This window comes from Nonomuraea wenchangensis, assembly GCF_900111685.1.
Lineage (GTDB): Bacteria > Actinomycetota > Actinomycetes > Streptosporangiales > Streptosporangiaceae > Nonomuraea > Nonomuraea wenchangensis.
Map to the genome: position 1 here is coordinate 1 of NZ_FOHX01000019.1, position 17,961 is coordinate 17,961.

At 70.9% G+C, this 17,961-nt stretch carries 16 protein-coding genes and 1 other RNA gene; 8 read left to right on the top strand and 9 right to left on the bottom strand.

Features of this window, described 5'->3' with window-relative positions:
* Nucleotides 1–1,008: 1,008 nt before the first annotated feature.
* The 4 genes from rnpB to BMW85_RS39160 form a co-directional block, all read right to left on the bottom strand.
* Nucleotides 1,009–1,399: RNase P RNA component class A (gene rnpB / locus BMW85_RS39145), an RNA gene on the bottom strand.
* 161 nt (nt 1,400–1,560) lie between these two features.
* Entirely contained in the window at nt 1,561–2,847 is a 1,287-nt protein-coding gene (locus BMW85_RS39150) for a bifunctional RNase H/acid phosphatase (RefSeq protein ID WP_245775318.1), read from the bottom strand.
* Entirely contained in the window at nt 2,844–3,584 is a 741-nt protein-coding gene (locus BMW85_RS39155) for a zinc ribbon domain-containing protein (RefSeq protein WP_091092002.1), read from the bottom strand. Before BMW85_RS39155 ends, BMW85_RS39150 begins: the two co-directional genes overlap by 4 nt.
* 2 nt (nt 3,585–3,586) lie before the next feature.
* Nucleotides 3,587–4,387, bottom strand: a complete 801-nt coding sequence (locus BMW85_RS39160; RefSeq protein WP_091092004.1) for a Nif3-like dinuclear metal center hexameric protein — start codon at nt 4,385–4,387, stop codon at nt 3,587–3,589.
* Between the two features lie 94 nt (nt 4,388–4,481).
* Between BMW85_RS39160 and BMW85_RS39165 the strand changes: the two genes are divergently transcribed.
* The gene (locus BMW85_RS39165; RefSeq protein ID WP_091092005.1) at nt 4,482–5,936 is read left to right on the top strand and encodes a flavin-containing monooxygenase; all 1,455 of its coding nucleotides are present in this window, start codon (nt 4,482–4,484) and stop codon (nt 5,934–5,936) included.
* Nucleotides 5,937–5,945: 9 nt separating this feature from the next.
* Complete coding sequence (locus BMW85_RS39170; RefSeq protein ID WP_091092007.1) at nt 5,946–6,977, top strand: dipeptidase; 1,032 nt, start codon at nt 5,946–5,948, stop codon at nt 6,975–6,977.
* Nucleotides 6,978–6,998: 21 nt separating this feature from the next.
* On the opposite strand, the gene BMW85_RS39175 is transcribed toward BMW85_RS39170, so the two are convergent.
* On the bottom strand, nt 6,999–7,391 hold the full coding sequence (locus BMW85_RS39175) for an SSI family serine proteinase inhibitor (protein ID WP_091092008.1): 393 nt from the start codon (nt 7,389–7,391) through the stop codon (nt 6,999–7,001).
* A 69-nt stretch (nt 7,392–7,460) separates the two neighbouring features.
* Here BMW85_RS39175 and BMW85_RS39180 point away from each other — a divergent pair, with 69 nt between their 5' ends.
* The 3 genes from BMW85_RS39180 (at nt 7,461) to BMW85_RS39190 (ending at nt 10,802) form a co-directional block, all read left to right on the top strand.
* On the top strand, nt 7,461–8,249 hold the full coding sequence (locus tag BMW85_RS39180; RefSeq protein WP_177241113.1) for a GNAT family N-acetyltransferase: 789 nt from the start codon (nt 7,461–7,463) through the stop codon (nt 8,247–8,249).
* Nucleotides 8,250–8,315: 66 nt separating this feature from the next.
* Nucleotides 8,316–9,743: an Nramp family divalent metal transporter gene (locus BMW85_RS39185; protein WP_091092010.1), complete on the top strand. Its 1,428-nt coding sequence runs from the start codon at nt 8,316–8,318 to the stop codon at nt 9,741–9,743.
* A 51-nt stretch (nt 9,744–9,794) separates the two neighbouring features.
* Nucleotides 9,795–10,802: a helix-turn-helix transcriptional regulator gene (locus BMW85_RS39190; RefSeq protein ID WP_091092011.1), complete on the top strand. Its 1,008-nt coding sequence runs from the start codon at nt 9,795–9,797 to the stop codon at nt 10,800–10,802.
* Here BMW85_RS39190 and BMW85_RS39195 read toward each other — a convergent pair.
* From BMW85_RS39195 to BMW85_RS39205, 3 genes are read right to left on the bottom strand one after another with little or no spacing between them, the layout of a single operon-like run.
* Complete coding sequence (locus tag BMW85_RS39195; protein WP_091092013.1) at nt 10,797–12,287, bottom strand: AMP-binding protein; 1,491 nt, start codon at nt 12,285–12,287, stop codon at nt 10,797–10,799. The two genes, BMW85_RS39190 and BMW85_RS39195, sit on opposite strands and share 6 nt — an antisense overlap.
* Nucleotides 12,287–13,321, bottom strand: coding sequence for an acyl-CoA dehydrogenase family protein (locus tag BMW85_RS39200; protein WP_091092014.1), 1,035 nt, complete (start codon nt 13,319–13,321; stop codon nt 12,287–12,289). The genes BMW85_RS39195 and BMW85_RS39200 overlap by 1 nt, the downstream gene beginning before the upstream one ends.
* Nucleotides 13,318–14,484 carry an acyl-CoA dehydrogenase family protein gene (locus BMW85_RS39205; RefSeq protein ID WP_091092016.1) on the bottom strand — a complete coding sequence of 389 codons (1,167 nt, stop codon included), beginning with the start codon at nt 14,482–14,484 and terminating at the stop codon, nt 13,318–13,320. The genes BMW85_RS39200 and BMW85_RS39205 overlap by 4 nt, the downstream gene beginning before the upstream one ends.
* 203 nt (nt 14,485–14,687) lie before the next feature.
* Between BMW85_RS39205 and BMW85_RS39210 the strand changes: the two genes are divergently transcribed.
* The 3 genes from BMW85_RS39210 to BMW85_RS39220 all read left to right on the top strand — a co-directional run bounded on the left by BMW85_RS39210 (nt 14,688) and on the right by BMW85_RS39220 (nt 17,191).
* Nucleotides 14,688–15,287: a TetR/AcrR family transcriptional regulator gene (locus BMW85_RS39210; protein ID WP_091092018.1), complete on the top strand. Its 600-nt coding sequence runs from the start codon at nt 14,688–14,690 to the stop codon at nt 15,285–15,287.
* A 66-nt stretch (nt 15,288–15,353) separates the two neighbouring features.
* The gene (locus BMW85_RS39215) at nt 15,354–16,340 is read left to right on the top strand and encodes an AurF N-oxygenase family protein (RefSeq protein WP_091092019.1); all 987 of its coding nucleotides are present in this window, start codon (nt 15,354–15,356) and stop codon (nt 16,338–16,340) included.
* The gene (locus BMW85_RS39220) at nt 16,337–17,191 is read left to right on the top strand and encodes an SDR family NAD(P)-dependent oxidoreductase (RefSeq protein WP_091092021.1); all 855 of its coding nucleotides are present in this window, start codon (nt 16,337–16,339) and stop codon (nt 17,189–17,191) included. The genes BMW85_RS39215 and BMW85_RS39220 overlap by 4 nt, the downstream gene beginning before the upstream one ends.
* On the opposite strand, the gene BMW85_RS39225 is transcribed toward BMW85_RS39220, so the two are convergent.
* Nucleotides 17,121–17,918: a class I SAM-dependent methyltransferase gene (locus BMW85_RS39225; RefSeq protein ID WP_177241114.1), complete on the bottom strand. Its 798-nt coding sequence runs from the start codon at nt 17,916–17,918 to the stop codon at nt 17,121–17,123. The genes BMW85_RS39220 and BMW85_RS39225 overlap by 71 nt on opposite strands.
* Between the last annotated feature and the right edge of the window lie 43 nt (nt 17,919–17,961).

Here is a 17,961-nt window from a genome sequence, read left to right on the forward strand (position 1 = left end):
GTTCGCCCCGGAACCACCGCAGCACCAGGACCGCCTGCCAGAACGGGGTAAGGGCGCGGCTCCCTTTGGGGGTGCCGAGCCGGCGGCGCTCGTCGTGCAGCAGTCGGGCAACATAGTGAATCAGCGCGCGGGAGACGTCGAGCGTGGCACGATGAGCAATCACGTGGAGCCTTCCGGGTGACGGGATTTCTTGTGGTGAGAACTCATCTACCGGAGGCTCCACGTCTGTCTCCGGCCTTCGACGACTTCTCCCGAAAGGCCCGAAACGTTACTGCGGGCGTCCCGGACATCCCCTATCACCCGAATTATTTCGCTGAGATCACCTCACTGAGGCCTTTCATCCGTGGGTGAGCTCGTAGTTTTGCAGGACGGGGATCGGCTGGCATCGCCGAGGCGGTGGAACTCACGATCAACGAAGTCACCCATGCTCGCGCCACACGAACCGACCTCGTCGTCGTTGACCAGATCGGTTGGAGACGTCGTTCGGATGGCAGCATCGCCACTCGTGGTGGTCGCCGGCGACATTGGGTAGGTTGGGAACCTGCCGACCAGGACCTTCAGGTAACCCGGTATCGCTATCACCTACCAGATCGATGATCAAGGCTCCGTTCTTTCTATCGCAAGCCAGTGACCTCATCGGTTTGAACGCGTGGCGTGAAGTCCGTTAAGGGTCGATGTGGCAGTCAGGCAGGCTACGTCGATTGCAGGTAGCCGCTGATGGTCGGCGGGGTTGCTGCACTTTGCTGCTGCATGTACTGCCGTGCCAGTCGTCGGATACGAGCTGTACCGTATCTATGATCTCCCAATTGCACCTCAAGCTCTCCACCGCCCCGAAGTTTTTCGAGTGTTTGACTTATCGTTATGTGCATCAGAAGGGTGGTATTGAGTCGTCGATTGCGTGAAGGGTGCTAGTAAGTTCCAAGGCATTCAAGCCGGTACTCGTTGTGCCCCGAAAGTGCCCTGATTGATCAACGGCGGGGAAACGGCGCAGCTCAAGGGAGAGAAAGGGTGACGAGTCGGCCTGTAGGCCGGGTTCTGTCCTTCGTGTGAAGGGGCGACCATCCATCTAGGGCCGTCGTTGCCGGCGGCCTCGAGCGGTCTACCCGCGCGGCTCGGGCGGGCAGCCCTCGAACGTCGCGCGCGGAACGCTCCGAGAAGCGTTCCTTCTTGACCTTGCTCCGGGTGGGGTTTACCTAGCCGCCCACGTCGCCGTGGGCGCTGGTGGTCTCTTACACCACCCTTTCACCCTTACCTCCCGGCGTGCGGGAGGCGGTCTGCTTTCTGTGGCACTGTCCCGCGGGTCACCCCGGGTCGGTGTTACCGACCACCCTGCCCTGTGGAGCCCGGACCTTCCTCGGCGGGCCCGCTGGGAGCCCGACGCGGTCGCCCGGCCGACTCGTCTGGCAAAGGGTATCAGTTTCAAGCCGTTCTCAACTCAGCCGCAAGATCGGACCGGTGGAATGGGCAAGGTCATCGCCTGAGGGGGGCGATGCGCAGGCGGCCGTGCCGGGGCCTTGGCGGACCCCGGCACGGCCACAGCTCCGCGTGCGTAAGTGTGATTCAGCGCAAGTGTGCGGTGTCGTTGAAGGACTTCACTACGGCGGGGCCGTCGGCGTAGTACTCGATGAGGCTCAGGCAGGCCAGGTCGAGGTGCATGCGGTAAAGAGACTCCAGCGGGGCCATGAGCGCCTGGCGCAGGAGCATCTTGATCGGGGTGACGTGGGAGACGGCGAGGACGGTCTTGCCTTCGTACCGCTCCACCAGGCGCTCCCCCGCCGCCTGCACGCGGCGGGCGGCCACGGCGAAGCTCTCGCCGCCGGGCGGGGCGGCCTCGGGGTCGGCCAGCCAGGCGGCCAGCTCGGCGGGCCAGCGGCGCTGGACCTCCGTGAAGGTGTGTCCCTCCCACTCGCCGAAGTCGGCTTCCCTTAGCTCGTCGTCCACCTCGACGTCGAGGCCGGTGCGGGCCGCGATGGCGGCGGCGGTCTGGCGGGCGCGCTTCAGCGGGGAGGAGACGATCACGTCGGGACGGTACGGCTCCCGAGACAGGCGTACGGCGGCGGCCTCCGCCTGGGACAGGCCGTTGGGCGTGAGCTCGGGGTCGCCGAGGCCGGAGAAGCGGCGTTCGAGGGAGAGCTCGGTCTCGCCGTGGCGGAGGAGGAGCAGGGAGGTGGCGACGCGGGTGGGAGGACGCCACCCGGTGCCCGTCTCCACGTTCTTCCCGGCGGCCCGGGTGCGTTGCTGGGCGGCGGCCACGGAGGCGGTGGGTGCGGAGAGGTCCGAGGTGCGCGCGGCGGATCCCCTGGCCGGGGCGGAGATGCCGCTTACGTCCAGGAGGTCGGTCTGCTCAAGCGAGGGCGAGGGGGAAGGGGGCAATCCCGGTTCGGCGCTGTCGCTTGTGCCGCCGGCCCTCCAGCGCAGCCCCTGGGCGGCGGCGTCCATGGCCTCGTTGGCCAGGCGGTCGGCGTGCTGGTTGCGTTCGCGCGGAATCCAGGTCCACTCCGTGACCCGCAGCCGCCGCACCAGCGCCCCCGCCTCGGAGGCGAGCGGGCGCAGCCCTTCGTTCTTGATCTTCCAGCGGCCGGCCATCTGCTCGACGACCAGCTTGGAGTCCATCCTGACGGCGACCGCCGCGCCCTCGCCGCCCACCCGCAGCACGGCCTGCAGCCCGGCGATGAGCCCGCGGTATTCGGCCACGTTGTTGGTGGTGACGCCGATGGCCTCGGCGGCCTCGGCGAGCACCTGGCCGCTCGCCGCGTCCTTGACGACCGCGCCGTAGCCGGCCGGGCCGGGGTTGCCGCGCGAGCCGCCGTCGGCCTCGATGACGTAGTGGGTCACAGGGTGGGTCACAGGCCGGACTCTGCGGTGCGGACGAGGATCCGCCGGCACTCCTCGCAGCGGAGCACCTCGTCGTGGGGCGCGGCCTTGATGGAGTTCATCTCGGCGATGGACAGGGCGACCTTGCAGCCCTGGCAGCGCCCGTGGCGGAGCATGGCCGCGCCGACGCCGTACTGCTCCCTGAGCTTCTGGTAGAGCTTGAGCAGGTCGGCGGGGATCTCGGCGGCGACGCCGGTGCGGCGGCCCTGGACGTCGGCCGCCTCCTTGTCGATCTCCTTCAGGGCGGCGTCGCGGCGGTCCTCGGCGGCCGAGCGCGCGGCGGCGGTCTCGTCGCGCTTGGCCACCAGGTCGCGCACCTTGCTGTCGGCGGCCTCGCGCCGCTCCATGATCTCCAGCACGACCTCCTCCAGGTCGCCCTGCCGCTTGTGCAGCGAGGCGATCTCGGACTGCAGGCTCGCCAGGTCGCGGGGGGAGGTCACGGCGCCGGAGTCGAGGCGCTTCTGGTCGCGGTCGGCGCGGGTGCGTACGGCGTCGACGTCGCTCTCGGCCTTGGTCTGCTCGCGGGCGAGGTCGCCGGCCTCGGTCTCGGCCTCGATGACCTGGGTGGCGAGCCTGGCGTACTGCTTGGAGCGCTCGTCGATCTCGGCCAGCTCGGGCAGGGTGCGGCGGCGATGGGCCAGCCGGTCGGCCACGGAGTCGAGCTCTGCCAGGTCGAGCAATCTCTTCTGGGCGTCAGGCGCAGCTTTCATGATCAATATCCTCTTGTCCAAGCATCGGTGACCGTGGCGGAGACACGCGTCTCAACGGTAACGCCACTGGCGTGCAGGATGGACGCCGCGCTGTCCAGCCACGGCCACTCGGTCGCCCAGTGCGCGGCGTCGATCAGCGCGGGCCCGCCGGACTCGACGAACTCGCTGGCCGGATGGTGCCGAAGGTCGGCGGTCAGGAACACGTCGACGCCGGCCTCGGCGGCGGCGCCGAGCAGGGAGTCGCCCGCTCCCCCGCTGACCGCGACCCGGCGCACCGGCCGGGAAAGGTCGCCCGCCACTCTGATGCCCCACGCCGTGCGGGGCAGCCCCTCGGCCGCCCGCGCCGCGAACTCGCCCAGCGTCGTCGGCTCGGCCGGCTCCCCGATGCGGCCGAGGCCGCGCCACGGGTCGTCGGGGAAGGGCCGCAGCGGCACGAGGTCGCCGGTCAGGCCGACGGCGCGGGCCAGCGCGTCGGAGACTCCGGGGTTGGCGACGTCGGCGTTGGTGTGGGCGGTGTAGAGGGCGACGCCGCGCCTGATCAGGGTGTGGATCAGCCGGCCTTTGGGGGTGGTGGCGGCCACGCTCGTGGTGCCGCGCAGGTAGAGGGGGTGATGGACGACGATGAGGTCGGCGCCCCATTCCAGGGCCTCCTCGGCCACGGCCGCGACGGGGTCGACGGCGAGCAGCACCCGCCGCACCTCCTGGTCGGGGTCGCCGGTGACCAGCCCCACCGCGTCCCACGACTCCGCCCGGGCGGGCGGGTAGGCCGCCTCGAGCACTCCGATCACGTCCGTCAACGTCACAGCAGCCACCTGCGAAGACTATCGGCCTTCCGGAGGGTCGCGACGGATCGACGTTCGGCGTAATGTAAGTGGACACTGACTGGCGGAGGGTGGCATGGCACCAAGCGTCGCGATCATCGGAGCCGGCTTCGGCGGACTGTGCATGGCGATCCGGTTGGAAAGGGCCGGGATCCGCTCGTACACGATCTTCGAGAAGGCGGACGACCTCGGCGGGACCTGGCGCGACAACAGTTATCCGGGGGCGGGCTGCGACATCCCGTCCCACCTTTACTCCTACTCCTTCGAGAAGTACGCGAGCTGGACCCGTCGTTACCCGGACCAGCCGGAGATCCTCGGCTATCTGGAGCACTGCGCCGACAAGTACGACGTACGACGGAAGATCAGGTTCCGCAACGAGGTCCGGAGCGCGGCGTTCGACGGCCGCCAGTGGCAGATCACCGCCGCCGGGCCGGACGGGGGCGAGCGGACGGAGGCGTTCGACGTCATGGTGGTGAGCGTCGGCCAGCTCAACCGCCCCCACCTCCCCGACATCCCCGGAATGTCGGACTTCACGGGCGTCTCCTTCCACTCCGCCCGCTGGAACCACGACCACGACCTCACCGGCAGGCAGGTCGCGGTGATCGGCACCGGCTCGTCGGCGGCCCAGCTCATCCCGCCCGTCGCCGAGCGGGCCGCGCGACTGCACGTCTTCCAGCGCACACCCAACTGGGTGATCCCCAAGCCGGACGCCACGTTCGGCCCGCTGACCAAGCTCGCCCTCCACTACGTCCCCGGCCTGCAGCGGGCCTACCGGGAGTGGATCTACCGGTACGCCGAGGCCACCCTCTACCCCGCGCTGGCCGAGGGCTGGAGCACCGGCCTGCTGAGGAAGCGGGCGCTCGGCCACCTGTACGAGCAGGTGCCGGACCGGGCGCTGCGCGCCAAGCTCACCCCCGACTACCCGCCGGGCTGCAAACGGGTCGTCATCGACAGCCGCTTCTACCCCGCCCTCACCAGGGACAACGTGGACGTGATCACCGACAAGATCGTTCGCATCGGCCCACGCGGCGTCGAGACCACCGAAGGGCTGCGCGAGGTCGACACGATCGTCTACGCGACCGGGTTCAGGAGCACGGAGTTCCTGACCCCGATGGAGATCACCGGCCGCTCCGGCCGGTCACTGCACGAGCGGTGGGCGAACGGCGCGGAGGCCTATCTCGGCATCTCGGTGCCGGAGTTCCCCAACATGTTCCTGCTGTACGGCCCCAACACCAACCTCGGACACAACTCGATCATCTTCATGCTCGAATGCCAGGTCGCCCACATCATGGCCTGCCTGCCCCGGCTGGCCGAGCAGGGCCCGATCGAGGTGCGCCCCGAGGTGATGGCGGCCTGGACCCGGCAGCTCGACACCGCCATGGAGCGCATGGTGTGGGGCGGCGGCTGCCAGAGCTGGTACAAAACGGCCGAAGGCCGCGTCACCAACAACTGGCCGGGCTCGACGACGCTCTACCGCAGGCTCACCGGCAAGGCACCGGGCGGCGCCTACCGGCCGAGCCCGGCACGGTAACGTCCGAGCATGACGCTTCACCCCTTGCACCGGCGTGCCGTCGTCGCCGACACGCACAACGACCTGCTGATGGCCGTCTCCGCCCGCCCGCCGCACGTGTGGTCGTCGTTCTTCCGCGAGCGCTGGCTGCCGCAGCTCACCGCGGGCGGCGTCGACCTGCAGGTCCTGCCGGTCTTCATCGACGACCAGTATCGTCCCGAGGGCGCGCTGCGGCAGACGCTGCGGATGATCGAGTGCGCCCACGTGATCGCCGAGGGCAACGCCGACCGGGTCGCGCTCTGCCGCGACGCCCGCGAGATCGACGCGGCGCTGGAGTCGGGCAGGATCGCGCTGGTGCTGGCGCTGGAGAGCATGCCGGGCCTGGACGCCAGCGTCGAGCTGATCCCGACGATGCACCGGCTGGGCGTGCGGGTGGCGTCGATCGCGCACTTCGGTCGCACGCCGCTGGCCGACGGCAGCGCCGAGGACGCCACCGGCAGCGGCCTGACCTCGCACGGCGTCGCCGTGCTGGCGGAGATGGAGCGGCTCGGCGTCATCTTCGACGTCTCCCACCTCGGGGCCTCCGGCGTCGCGCACGTCCTGGAGCTGGCCACCAGGCCGGTCATCGCCACCCATTCCTCGGCCCGCGCGCTGCGCGACCACCACCGCAACCTCACCGACGAGCAGCTGCGCGGGGTGGCCGCGACCGGCGGCGTGGTCTGCGTCAACTTCTTCGCCCCCTTCCTGGCCGAGCAGCCGGCCGGCTACACGCTGGACCGCCTGCTCGACCACATCGAGCACATCGCCGGCGTGGCCGGCCTCGACCACGTCGGCCTCGGCCCCGACTTCGTCAAGGAGGTCTACGACGACCTGCTGCCGCCGTTCTGCGAGGGCGAGAACGACCGCGGCGTGGACCCGAAGGCCACGGTGCCCGGCCTCGCGGGACCGGAGGGCCTGCCCCTGGTCACCGAGGGGCTGCTCGCCCGCGGCCTGCCGGAGAAGGACGTCGAGAAGATCATCGGCGGCAACGTGCACCGCCTCTTCGGCGAGCTGCTGACCTGAGCCCGGGGCCGGGCCCGTCGGCTACACCACCGGGCCGAGGGTCCGGCTCATCAGGCACCTGTTGGGGAACTCGTGGTGGTAGGCGATCCGCCGGCCGTACCAGCCGCCCGCGACCTTGACGTCGACCGGCGCGTAGACGTGGAGACACGGGCCGGGGTCGACGTCGAGCTCCTCCACCGTGCCGTCCACCGACTGCAGCGCGCGGCAGGCGTCGCCGGGCCGCGGGTGACTGCCGCCGTCGGGGTCGCAGGTCAGCAGGTAACGGTAGGCGCCGCCGCCTTTCGCGGCGGTGACGGTGATGACGAGATCCGCGCCCGCGGCGGCCGAGGCCGGCGAGGCCGCGAGCGGCACGGCCACGAGCGCGGCGGCGCAGAGGGCGGCGGCGGTGCGGAGGACGGTGGGCACTGCTTTCATGGAACCTCCTGGTCACGGGCGTCCCGGTCCGGGACGGCGCCTCCCATTATGACTACGAGGAGTGACGGAATGGTGACCATCGGTTGGTCGGACGCGGCGGCGAGGGCCGGCGTGACGATCAGGGAGCTGTCGGAGATCGACGAGTTCCAGCAGGTCAACCGGCTGTTCGACGACATCTGGCACCCGGAGCCACGCAACGTGCCCGTCCCCCTGGAGCTGATGATCGGTTTCGCGCACGCCGGTGGCTACGTGGCCGGGGCCTACGAAGGCGACACGCTGGTCGGCGCGTCCGTCGGGTTCCTGGCAGCCGACCGGACGCTGCACTCGCACGTCACGGGCACGGTGGCGGGCCGCGGCATCGGCTACGCGCTGAAGCTCCACCAGCGCGACTGGTGCAGGAAGCGCGGGCTGAGGCGGATCACCTGGACCTTCGACCCGCTCGTCCGCCGCAACGCCCGCTTCAACCTGGTCAAGCTGGGCGCCCGCCCGGAGGAGTACCTGGAGGACTTCTACGGGACGATGGCGGACGCGATCAACGAGGGCGACGCCTCCGACCGGCTGCTCGCGGCGTGGCCCGTGGACCAGGACCGCCGGGCGGCGGCGGACGCGCCCGCCGTGGACGAGCCGCCGCGCGCGCTCCTGGCCTGCGAGAACGGCCGCCCGGTCTTCCACCTCGCGGGCGGCGAGGTGGTGCTCGTCGGCACCCCGCCCGACGTCGAGGAGCTGCGCCGTACCGACCCCGGCACGGCCGCGGAGTGGCGCGCGGCGGTCCGCACGGCGCTCGGCGGGCTCATGGGCGCGGGCGGCGAGGTCATCGGGTTCACCAATCAGGGCGAGTACGAAGTATGGGTTCACTAGCCCTTTCACACCAGTTGGGGATCTTTGTAAGGTGATCGGTGAGTCACGCCTAGCAAGGAGATCCGCATGGCGGAGTTCACCCCCACCGTTCCTGCGCGAGTCCTTCCCCCCGTCACCGTCCGAGACCTGCCCGAACCACCCCGATCGACCTGGCGCGTCATCGGCCCCGGCTTAGTCGGCGCCGGCGTCGGCCTGGCGTCGGGCGAGTTCATCCTCTGGCCGTACATCGCCTCCCAAGTCGGATTGATCTTCGTCTGGGGCGCGGCGGTCGGCATCATCACCCAGTGGTTCCTCAACATGGAGATCGAGCGCTACACGCTGGCCACCGGCGAGACCGCGCTCACCGGCTTCAGCCGCATGTGGCGGCACTGGGGCCTGGTCTTCGTCCTCATGACGCTCTGCTCCAACCTGTGGCCGGGCTGGGTGACCAGCTCGGCCACCATGGTCACGTACCTCACCGGGACCGGCGCGGGCAGCGTCCGGTGGATCGCGATCGGCATGCTGCTGCTGATCGCGCTCGGCCTGACCCTGGCGCCGGTGATCTACACGGCGCTGGAACGGGTGATCTTCGTCAAGATCGCCCTGGTCGTGACGCTGATCGTGGTCGCGGTGCTGTTCGCCATCACCGCCGACAGCTGGGTCGAGCTGGGCAAGGGCATGACCGTGGACGCCGGGTTCCCGGTGCCCGAGCTGGAGTTCGCGGTGCTCATGGGAGCCATCGCGTACGCGGGCGCGGGCGGCGGCCAGAACCTGTGCCAGAGCAACTGGATCCGCGACAAGGGCTTCGGCATGGGCCTGTACGTCCCCCGCCTGGTCAGCCCGGTCACCGGCCAGGAGGAGGCGGCGCCCACGACGGGCTTCCAGTTCGCCCCGACCGCCGCCAACCTCGCCCGCTGGCGGCGGTGGTGGCGCTTCGCCAACGTCGAGCAGGCGTGGACGTTCGCCCTGGTGTCGTTCGTGACGATCGCCCTGATGTCGATGCTGGCGTACTCGACCGTCTTCGGCCGGGAGGGGCTGCAGAACAGCATCGGCTTCCTGGAGGTGGAGGGCCGGGCGCTGCAGGAGACCGTCGGCGCGTGGTTCGGCGTGCTGTTCTGGGTGATCGGCGCGCTGGCGCTGTTCGCCTCGGCGATGGGCATCGTCGACTACACCTCGCGCCTCGCCTCCGACACGATCAAGACGGTCTACCTGCGTGACAAGCCGGTGTCGGTCAACCGCGTCTACTTCCTGACCGTCTGGGCGCTGGTGCTGGTCGGCATCGTGATCCTGCTGCTGGGCTTCGACCAGCCGCTGATCCTGCTGGTGTTCTCGGCGAGCTTCGCGGCCGTGATGATGTTCGTGTACTCGATCCTGCTGATCGTGCTCAACCGGCGGGCCCTGCCCAGGGAGATCAGGGTGCGGTCGTACCGGCTGGGGGCGCTGGTCTGGTCGGTCGCGTTCTTCGGCTCGCTGACCGTCCTGACCGTCGTGCAGCAGGCGCAGAAGCTGTTCTGAGCTCCCGAAGGCGGAACGGTTCCTGCCGCGAAGGCGGGCAGACTGGGCGTCATGCTGGAAACCTCCGCCCGCCTGCTCAAGCTGCTCTCGCTCCTCCAGGCGCACCGCGAGTGGTCCGGCCCCGAGCTGGCCTCCCGGCTCGGGGTCTCGACCCGGACCATCCGCAACGACGTGGAACGGCTGCGCACACTCGGCTACCCGGTGCACGCCACGCCGGGCGTCGCGGGCGGCTACCGACTCGGGGCGGGCGCCGCGCTGCCGCCGCTGCTGCTCGACGACGAGGAGGCGGTGGCGGTGGCCGTCGGGCTGGGCCGGGCGGCGGGTGGCGGCGTGGAGGGCATCGAGGAGACGTCGGTGCGCGCCCTCGCCAAGCTGGAGCAGGTGCTGCCGGCGCGGCTGCGGCGCCGGGTGCAGGCGCTCAACTCCTACACGGTGCAGGCGCCGTACCGGATGCCCGACGGGCCCGCCGTGCCGCCCGAGCTGCTGACCACGATCGCGAACGCGGCCCGCGACCACGAGCGGCTGCGTTTCGACTACACCGGCCACGACGGCGACGACACGGTCCGCGACGTCGAGCCGCACCGCCTGGTGCACCGGCGGGGCCGCTGGTACCTGGTGGCCTACGACGTCGAGCGGCGCGACTGGCGTACGTTCCGGGTGGACCGGGTCCGGCCGCGCACCCCCGGCGGCCCCCGGTTCGGCCCGCGCGAGCTGCCGGCGGACGGCGACGTGGCGGCGTACGTGGAGCGCGGCGTCAGCACGGCGATGGTGCGCCACCGGGCGACGCTGCTCGTGCACGCCCCGGCCGGGCGGCTCGGCTACCTGGCCAGGTTCGGGATGGAGGCACGGCCACGTGACGAGGCGAGCTGCCTGGTGGAGGTCGGCGGCGACGACCTCGAGGGCCTGGCGGTGTGGGTCGGGTTCATCCGCGAGGACTTCGAGGTGCTCGACCCGCCGGAGCTGGCCGAGGCCGTGGGGCGGCTGGCGGAGCGCTACCGCCGCGCGGCCGGCGGCCGGTCCGGGCCCGGCGAGCGGCCGGGCCCGGACCATGGTCTATGACGTGCCTTCCAGGTACTCGGCGCGTACCTTCGAGCGCGACAGCTTGCCCGTGGGGGTGCGCGGCAGCAGCTCGCGGTACTCGACGACCTTCGGGTGCTTGAACCTGGCGATGCGCGGCCCGCAGTGCTCCAGCAGCTCGGCGGTCAGCTCCGGCCCCGCCTCGACGCCCTCGGCCGGCTGGACGAGCGCGACCACGTTGTGCCCCCACTCCTCGTCCGGCACCCCGATGACGGCCACGTCGGCCACGGCGGGGTGCTCCAGGAGCGCGGCCTCGATCTCGGCCGGGTAGATGTTCACCCCGCCGGAGACGATGAGGTCGGTGCGCCGGTCGCACAGGAACAGGAAGCCGTCCTCGTCGAGATAGCCGATGTCGCCCGGTGTGTACCACTCTCCGCGCATGCTGGCGGCGGTCTTCGCCGGGTCCTTGCGGTACTCGAAGCCGCCCATGGAGGATTTGACGTAGATCATGCCGGGCTCGCCGGGCGGCAGCTCCTCGCCGTCCTCGTCGAGGATCTTCGCCTCGAACATGGGCGCGGGCCGGCCGACCGTGCCAGGCCTGGCCAGCCAGTCGTGCGGCTTGACCGAGAAGGCGATCGTGGACTCGGTGGAGCCGTAGTACTCGTAGAGCACCGGCCCCCACCAGTCCATGATCTGCTGCTTGACCGCGACCGGGCAGGCCGCCGCCGTGTGGATGACCTGGCGCAGGCTGGAGACGTCGTACTTGGCGCGTACGTCCTCCGGGAGCTGGAGCATCCGGTGGAACATGGTCGGGACCATCATCGCGTTCGTCACCCGGTAGCGCTGGACCAGCTCCAGGATGTTCTCCGGGTCGAACCGCGGGGTGATCACCACGGTGTGCCCGAAGTGCAGCGCGAACTGGGTGTGCGCGCACGGCGCGGAGTGGTACATCGGCGAGGTCACGAGGTGGGTCTCGTCGCCCGGCTTGAGGTCCACGACCTCGCCGAAGAACCACGCGTACAGCGGCACGATCGCCTCAGGCGCGGCGCCCGGCAGCGCGCGCTGGACGCCCTTCGGGAAGCCGGTCGTGCCGGAGGTGTACCACATGACGGCGCCGCTGGTCCGGTCGGCGGGCGCGTCGCCCGGCTGCCCCTCGGCGAGCCCGGCCGTGCCTACCTCGCCGCCGGACACCTGGTGGTCGGGGCCGGTGACGACGACCTTGGCGTCGCAGTCGCGCAGGATGTACGCCACCTCGGCCTCGGTCAGGTGCCAGTTGATCGGCACGTAGTAGAGGCCGAGCTGGCCGGTGGCCATGAGCATGACCACCGCGTCGATGCCGTTGGGCAGCACGCCCGCCACCACGTCGCCGACGCCGAGCCCGCGGGCGCGCAGGCCGTGCGAGACCTGGTTGACGCGGGTGAGCAGCTCGCCGTACGTGGTGCGGGTGCCGTCGGTGTCGATGACGGCCAGGCGGTCGGGGTGGGCGGCGGCGATGGCGTAGAAACCGGGAGTCTTGTCGAGGTCCATCACAGCTCCAGGAGCTCCGCGAGTCGGGCACGGTGGATCCGGGGCGGGCCGAGCAGCACTTCGTCGGCCTTGGCCCGCTTGTAGAACAGGTGAGCGTCGTGCTCCCATGTGTAGCCGATGCCGCCGTACAGCAACAGATGGTCGCGGGCGACCTCGAAGCAGGCGCGGCCGATGTACGCCTGGGCGAGCGCGGCGGCCTCCGGCAGCTCGTCGGGGGCCTCGTCGGCGGCCCAGGCGGCGTACCTGACGATGGACTCGGCCTGTTCGAGCTTGTTGTGCATGTCGGCGAGCTTGTGCTTGACCCCCTGGTAGGAGCCGATGTAGCGGCCGAAGGCGACGCGGATCTTGGCGTAGGCGACGATGGCGTCGAGCGCGGCCCGCATGACGCCGAGCTGCTCGGCGGCGAGCGCGACGCACACCCGGTCCATGACGCCGTCGTCCCTGCGGGCGCCGAGCACCCGGCAGGGCGCGCCGTCGAGGACGATCTCGGCCTGGCCGCGTGTGATGTCGAGGGCGTCCAGTGCGGTCCTGGTGACGCCGGGGGCGGTCAGCTCGACGGCGACCATGACCGCGCCGCCGTCGGCGGCGGTCGCGGGCGTGACCAGCACGTCGGCCTCCATGCCGCTCAGCACCTGCGCCAGCCGCCCGCTGACGGACGTGCCGTCGCAGGCCGGCAGGTCTCCGGTAGGCAGGCCCAGGGTGGCGGCGAGACGGCCGTCGGCGATGCCGGACAGCAGCTCCTTGTCGGGCGTCGCGGTCAGCGCGATCGCGGCGAACGCGGTGGCGAGGAACGGTCCCGGCAGCAGCGCGGCGCCGGTCTCCTCCAGCGCGACCGACAGCTCGGTGAGGCCGGCGCCGGCGCCGCCGTACTCCTCGGGGATGATCAGGCCGGACAGGCCCAGCTCGCCGTTCAGCCGGGCGTAGACCTGCGGGTCGTAGCCCTCGCGGGCCTTGCGCAGCGGCGAGGCCGACCCCAGGAAGGACCTGACGGACTCCTGGAGCTGCCGCTGCTCTTCGCCGAGTACGAGCTTCACGCCTGCGTCCCCACCTTCAGGTCCTTGAACGGCACGTTCTTGTCCACCCGCGGCTCCGGCGGCAGCCCGAGCACGCGGTCGCCCACGATGTTGCGCATGATCTCGTTGGTGCCGCCGCCGAGCGCCATGCCGGGCGCCATGGACAGGGCCTGGGCGAGCGGGTGGTCGGCCAGCGCCGTCTCCGGCCCGACGAGCTGGGTGGCGAGGTCCGCCTGGAACAGCGTGAGCTCGGCCAGCAGCAGCTTGGCGCCGCTGCCCCGCGCGCCCGGGAAGATGCCGGCCTTGGTCTCCTGGGACAGGCGCTGGTTGAACAGGGCCAGCGCGCGGCTGCGGATGTGCAGCTCGACGAGCTGGTCGCGGACCAGCGGGTCGCTCGTGTCGAGGACCCTGCGCAGCGCCTCCACGGAGGCCGGGTGGTCCTTCGAGCCGCCCATGCCGACGCCCGCGGAGATCGACAGCCGCTCGTGCAGCAGCGTCGTGACGGCCACGCTCCAGCCGTCGTTGACCTCGCCGACGCGGTGCTCGTCGGGGATGATCACGTTGTCGAAGTAGATCTCGTTGAAGTTGGACCGGCCGGACATGTCCTTGAGCGGGCGGACGGTCACGCCCGGGTGGTGCATGTCCACCACGAACATGGTGAGGCCCTTGTGCTTGGGCACCTCCACGTCGGTACGGGCCAGCAGCAGCCCCCAGTCGGCGTGGTGGGCCACCGAGGTCCACACCTTCTGGCCGTTGATTACCCAGTGGTCGCCGTCGCGCTCGGCCTTGGTCTGCAGGCTGGCGACGTCGCTGCCCGCGCCCGGCTCGGAGAAGAGCTGGCACCAGATCTCCTCGCCGCGCAGGAGCGGGCGGACGAACCGTTCGCGCTGGGCGTCGGTGCCCCGGTCGACGAGGGTCGGGCCGGTCATCCCGAGGCCGATCGAGAAGACGTAGGTGGGCAGGGTGTAGTCGCGGGCCTCGGCGGCGAAGGCGCGCTCCTCCGCCTGCGTCAGCCCCTGGCCGCCCCATTGCGCGGGCCAGGTGATGCCGGAGTAGCCGGCGTCGTAGAGCTTGGCCATGAACTCCTTGGCCCTGGAGATGGCGTCCGTCCCGGGCGGATCGTCGTGCGGAGCGTTCTCCTCCAGCCAGGCCCTGGCTGCACGCCGATAGTCAGCAAGGTTCACTTCGACTCCTCGGTATCAGTGCTCACTTACTCTAATCAGGCGAACGCGGGACGCATAGAGCATCGCTCTGCGACGCCGCGTACCTGGGGGTGGCGGCACGGGCGAGCGGGTAAGGGATGGTTTCCGGCCCTGATCGACTGCGGACGAGGACCGGCCGATACCATGATCAAGAAGATAGTCAGCTTGGAAAAGAGTTACCCGTTGTGACATCAGGTTTCAGCCGATTACGGCGCGAGGATCTCCTGAAGACCGCCTGCGAGGTGATCGCGGAACAGGGCTTCGGCCACACCAGGACCGTCGACATCGCCCGCGCCGCGGGCGTCAGCCAGGCCCTGCTCTTCTACCACTTCGAGAGCAAGGAACGGCTGTTCGCCCAGGCTTTCATGTACGCCGCCCGGCAGCACCTGACCACGCTGGAGGACATCGAGCAGTCCAAGGCCGCGCCGCTGGACCGGCTGCGCAGCCTGCTGCGCGTGTGCGCCCCCAGCATGCAGCCGGAGGGCTGGCGCCTGTGGATCGACGCGTGGGCGGAGGCGATGCGCAACGCGGAGCTGGAGCAGATCTCCCGCCGGATCGACACCCACGGCCGGCTGCTGCTGCGCGCGATCATCGAGGACGGCGCGGCGGCGGGCGAGTTCACCTGTCCGGATCCCGACGGGACGTCCTGGCGGATCTTCGCGCTCATCGACGGGCTGGCCATCCAGACCACCGTGCATCCCAAGGTGCTCTCGCGGCGGCGGGTCAACACGCTGATCCGTACGGCGGCGGCGAACGAGCTCGGCGTATCCCTCGAAAAGCTGTGAAACACCCCCCTTCCCGAGTTATTGGACGATTCGTACAATTACTTGGTGAGGAGAGGAGTGCATGCGATGACACGCGCACCGAGCTCTATCACCGCCAGGGAAGCCGACGAGCAGGTCTCCGGCCACGCCGCCTACCGGGCGGTCATCGACCGCCTGTCGAAGGCGTCGGTGGACAAGCACTGGGAGCCCTACCGCGACATCCCCTGGGACGACCCCGAGTACCGGGTGGACCCCGCCGACCCCCGGTGGGAGCTGCCCGGGGTGGACAAACTGGGCGGACACCCCTGGTACCGCGCCCGGACCCCCGAGACGCGCGCCGCCATCGGCCTGTGGCGGGTGGCCACCGCCATGAAGATCGGCCTGCAGTTCGAGAACCTGCTCAAGCGCGGGCTGCTCAACTACGCCTACCGGCTGCCGAACGGGTCACCGGAGTTCCGGTACGTCTACCACGAGACCATCGAAGAGGGACATCACGGGATGATGTTCCAGGAGTTCGTGAACCGTACCGGGATGCCGATCCGGGGCATGCCCCGGCCGCTGTCGTTAGTCGCGCAGGTCGCGCCGCTGATCCCGCTGATCTCGACCGAGCTGTTCTTCGTGTTCGTGCTCGGCGGCGAGGACCCCATCGACCACGTACAGCGCAAGGTGCTCAAGGACGACCGGCCGCACCACCCGCTGGAGGAGACGATCATGCGCATCCACATCGCGGAGGAGGCCAGGCACATCTCCTTCGCCCGGCACTACCTGCGTAACCGGGTGCCTCGCATGCCCGCGTACCGGCGGCTCATGCTCGGCGTCGCCGCGCCGCTGATCCTCGGAGTGATGGCCCGCATCATGCTCGCGCCGCCCGGCGCGATGATCCGGCACTTCCGCATCCCCCCGAACGTCGTCGCCGAGGTCTACCTGCGCAACCCCGAGGCGCGGCGCGAGATCCGCGACTCGGTGGGCAGGACCCGTGAGCTCTGTGTCGAGCTGGGACTGGTCAACCGGTTCACCCGGCGGCTCTGGCGGGCCATGGGCATCTGGGCGGAGCCGCGGGCGGCGGGCCGGTGAGGACCGCGATCGTCACCGGAGGGGCGTCCGGGATCGGGCGGGCGCTGGCGCGGGCGCTCGCCGCGCGCGGCGTCGCCGTCACGGTCGCCGACCTGAACGAACCCGCCGACCTCGCCGGCTGGGGCAAGGGCGAGCTGGAGTACGCGCGGGTGGACGTCACCGACGCCGAGGCCGTGGCCGCGCTCGTCGCCCGGGTGGCCGGCGAGCGGGGCCGGCTGGACTTCATGGTCAACAACGCCGGCATCGCGGTCGGCGGCACCGCGCTGGAGATGACGCGGGCGCACTGGGACCGCACGATCGACGTCAACCTGCGCGGCGTCGTGCACGGGGTGCTCGCGGCCTACCCGATCATGGTGCGGCAGGGGCACGGGCACATCGTCAACACCGCGTCGCTGGCGGGGCTGGTGCCCGCGCCGCTGATGCTGCCGTACACCGCCACCAAGCACGCCGTCGTCGGGCTGTCGCTGGCGCTGCGGGCCGAGGCGGCCGAGCACGGCGTACGCGTGTGCGTGGTCTGCCCCGGGTTCGTGGACACGCCGCTGCTCGACAACGCCAACCCCGGGCTGCCCGCCACCAGGGTCGGCGCGGCGGCGCGGCAGGCGATCGGGCACGGCCCCGGACGGCTCTACTCCGCCGACGCGCTCGCCGCGGACGTCCTGCGCGGCATGGCCCGCGGCAAGGCCGTCATCTCGGCGCCCGCGTCGGCGCGGATCGCCTGGCGGCTGGCGCGGCTGTGGCCCGGCGGCGCGGTGCGGGCGGCTCAGCTGGCGTCCCGGCTGGTCAACCGCGGGCAGGACGGCCGGGAGAACGGTCCGCGGGACGGCGGGCCACGACCACCTCGGTCTGCCTGACGTGCTCCCACTCGCCTGAGGGGTTGTCCGCGAGCAACTCCCTCCTCGCGTCCTCGACGAACGCCTCCAGCCGCTCGCCCAGCAGCGGCGGCGTGCTGTAGGAGTAGGAGAACTGCAGGCCGAGCACGCTGTCGAGGTCGGACGTCACGCGCCGCTCGTAGCAGGCCGTGGTGAGGTCGGAGAAGGGCGAGGCCGCCAGGACGTCGTGGTGGTGCAGGCCGGTCGCCTTGTAGGAGTCGGACGCCGTCCGCGTCCCCTTCCCCACACCGAGGCGGGCGCGCACCCGCCGCATCGCCGGCTCCCACGGCTCCTCCGGCGGCTGCCGGGACGGCCCCAGCAGCACGACCACGCCGTCCGGCGGGAGCAACCGGTCCAGCTCGGCCAGCACCGCGCGGCGGTCCATCCAGTGGAACGAACGGCCCATCACCACGTGCCCGAACGGCGGCAGCGCGGCCAGCCCGGTGGAGTCGCCGGACAGCCAGCGGATGTTCGGCACGTGCGCGCCCAGACGCCGGCCCTCCGCCAGCATCTCCGGGTCCGGATCGACGGCCAGGACCTCGCGTACGTGCGGGGCCAGCGGGATCGCCACCGTCCCCGGGCCGCAGCCGAGGTCGAGCACCGTCGCGTCCCTGCCCAGGACGGCGGCCACGTGGGCGATGGCCTCCTCGCCGTGATCCAGCCGGTGTCTCGCGTAGTACGGCGCCGCGCCGCTGAACGGGCTTCCCATGGATGGGACCATATACGGGTTCTTGACGTGTTCGATGGAAGGC

Coding starts and splice junctions, on each gene's coding strand:
- BMW85_RS39170 (WP_091092007.1), top strand. CDS start 5,946: ATGACGCTTCACCCCTTGCACCGGCGTGCCGTCGTCGCCGACACGCAC.
- BMW85_RS39165 (WP_091092005.1), top strand. CDS start 4,482: ATGGCACCAAGCGTCGCGATCATCGGAGCCGGCTTCGGCGGACTGTGC.
- BMW85_RS39185 (WP_091092010.1), top strand. CDS start 8,316: ATGGCGGAGTTCACCCCCACCGTTCCTGCGCGAGTCCTTCCCCCCGTC.
- BMW85_RS39215 (WP_091092019.1), top strand. CDS start 15,354: ATGACACGCGCACCGAGCTCTATCACCGCCAGGGAAGCCGACGAGCAG.
- BMW85_RS39225 (WP_177241114.1), bottom strand. CDS start 17,918: ATGGGAAGCCCGTTCAGCGGCGCGGCGCCGTACTACGCGAGACACCGG.
- BMW85_RS39180 (WP_177241113.1), top strand. CDS start 7,461: ATGGTGACCATCGGTTGGTCGGACGCGGCGGCGAGGGCCGGCGTGACG.
- BMW85_RS39175 (WP_091092008.1), bottom strand. CDS start 7,391: ATGAAAGCAGTGCCCACCGTCCTCCGCACCGCCGCCGCCCTCTGCGCC.
- BMW85_RS39155 (WP_091092002.1), bottom strand. CDS start 3,584: ATGAAAGCTGCGCCTGACGCCCAGAAGAGATTGCTCGACCTGGCAGAG.
- BMW85_RS39195 (WP_091092013.1), bottom strand. CDS start 12,287: ATGGACCTCGACAAGACTCCCGGTTTCTACGCCATCGCCGCCGCCCAC.
- BMW85_RS39190 (WP_091092011.1), top strand. CDS start 9,795: ATGCTGGAAACCTCCGCCCGCCTGCTCAAGCTGCTCTCGCTCCTCCAG.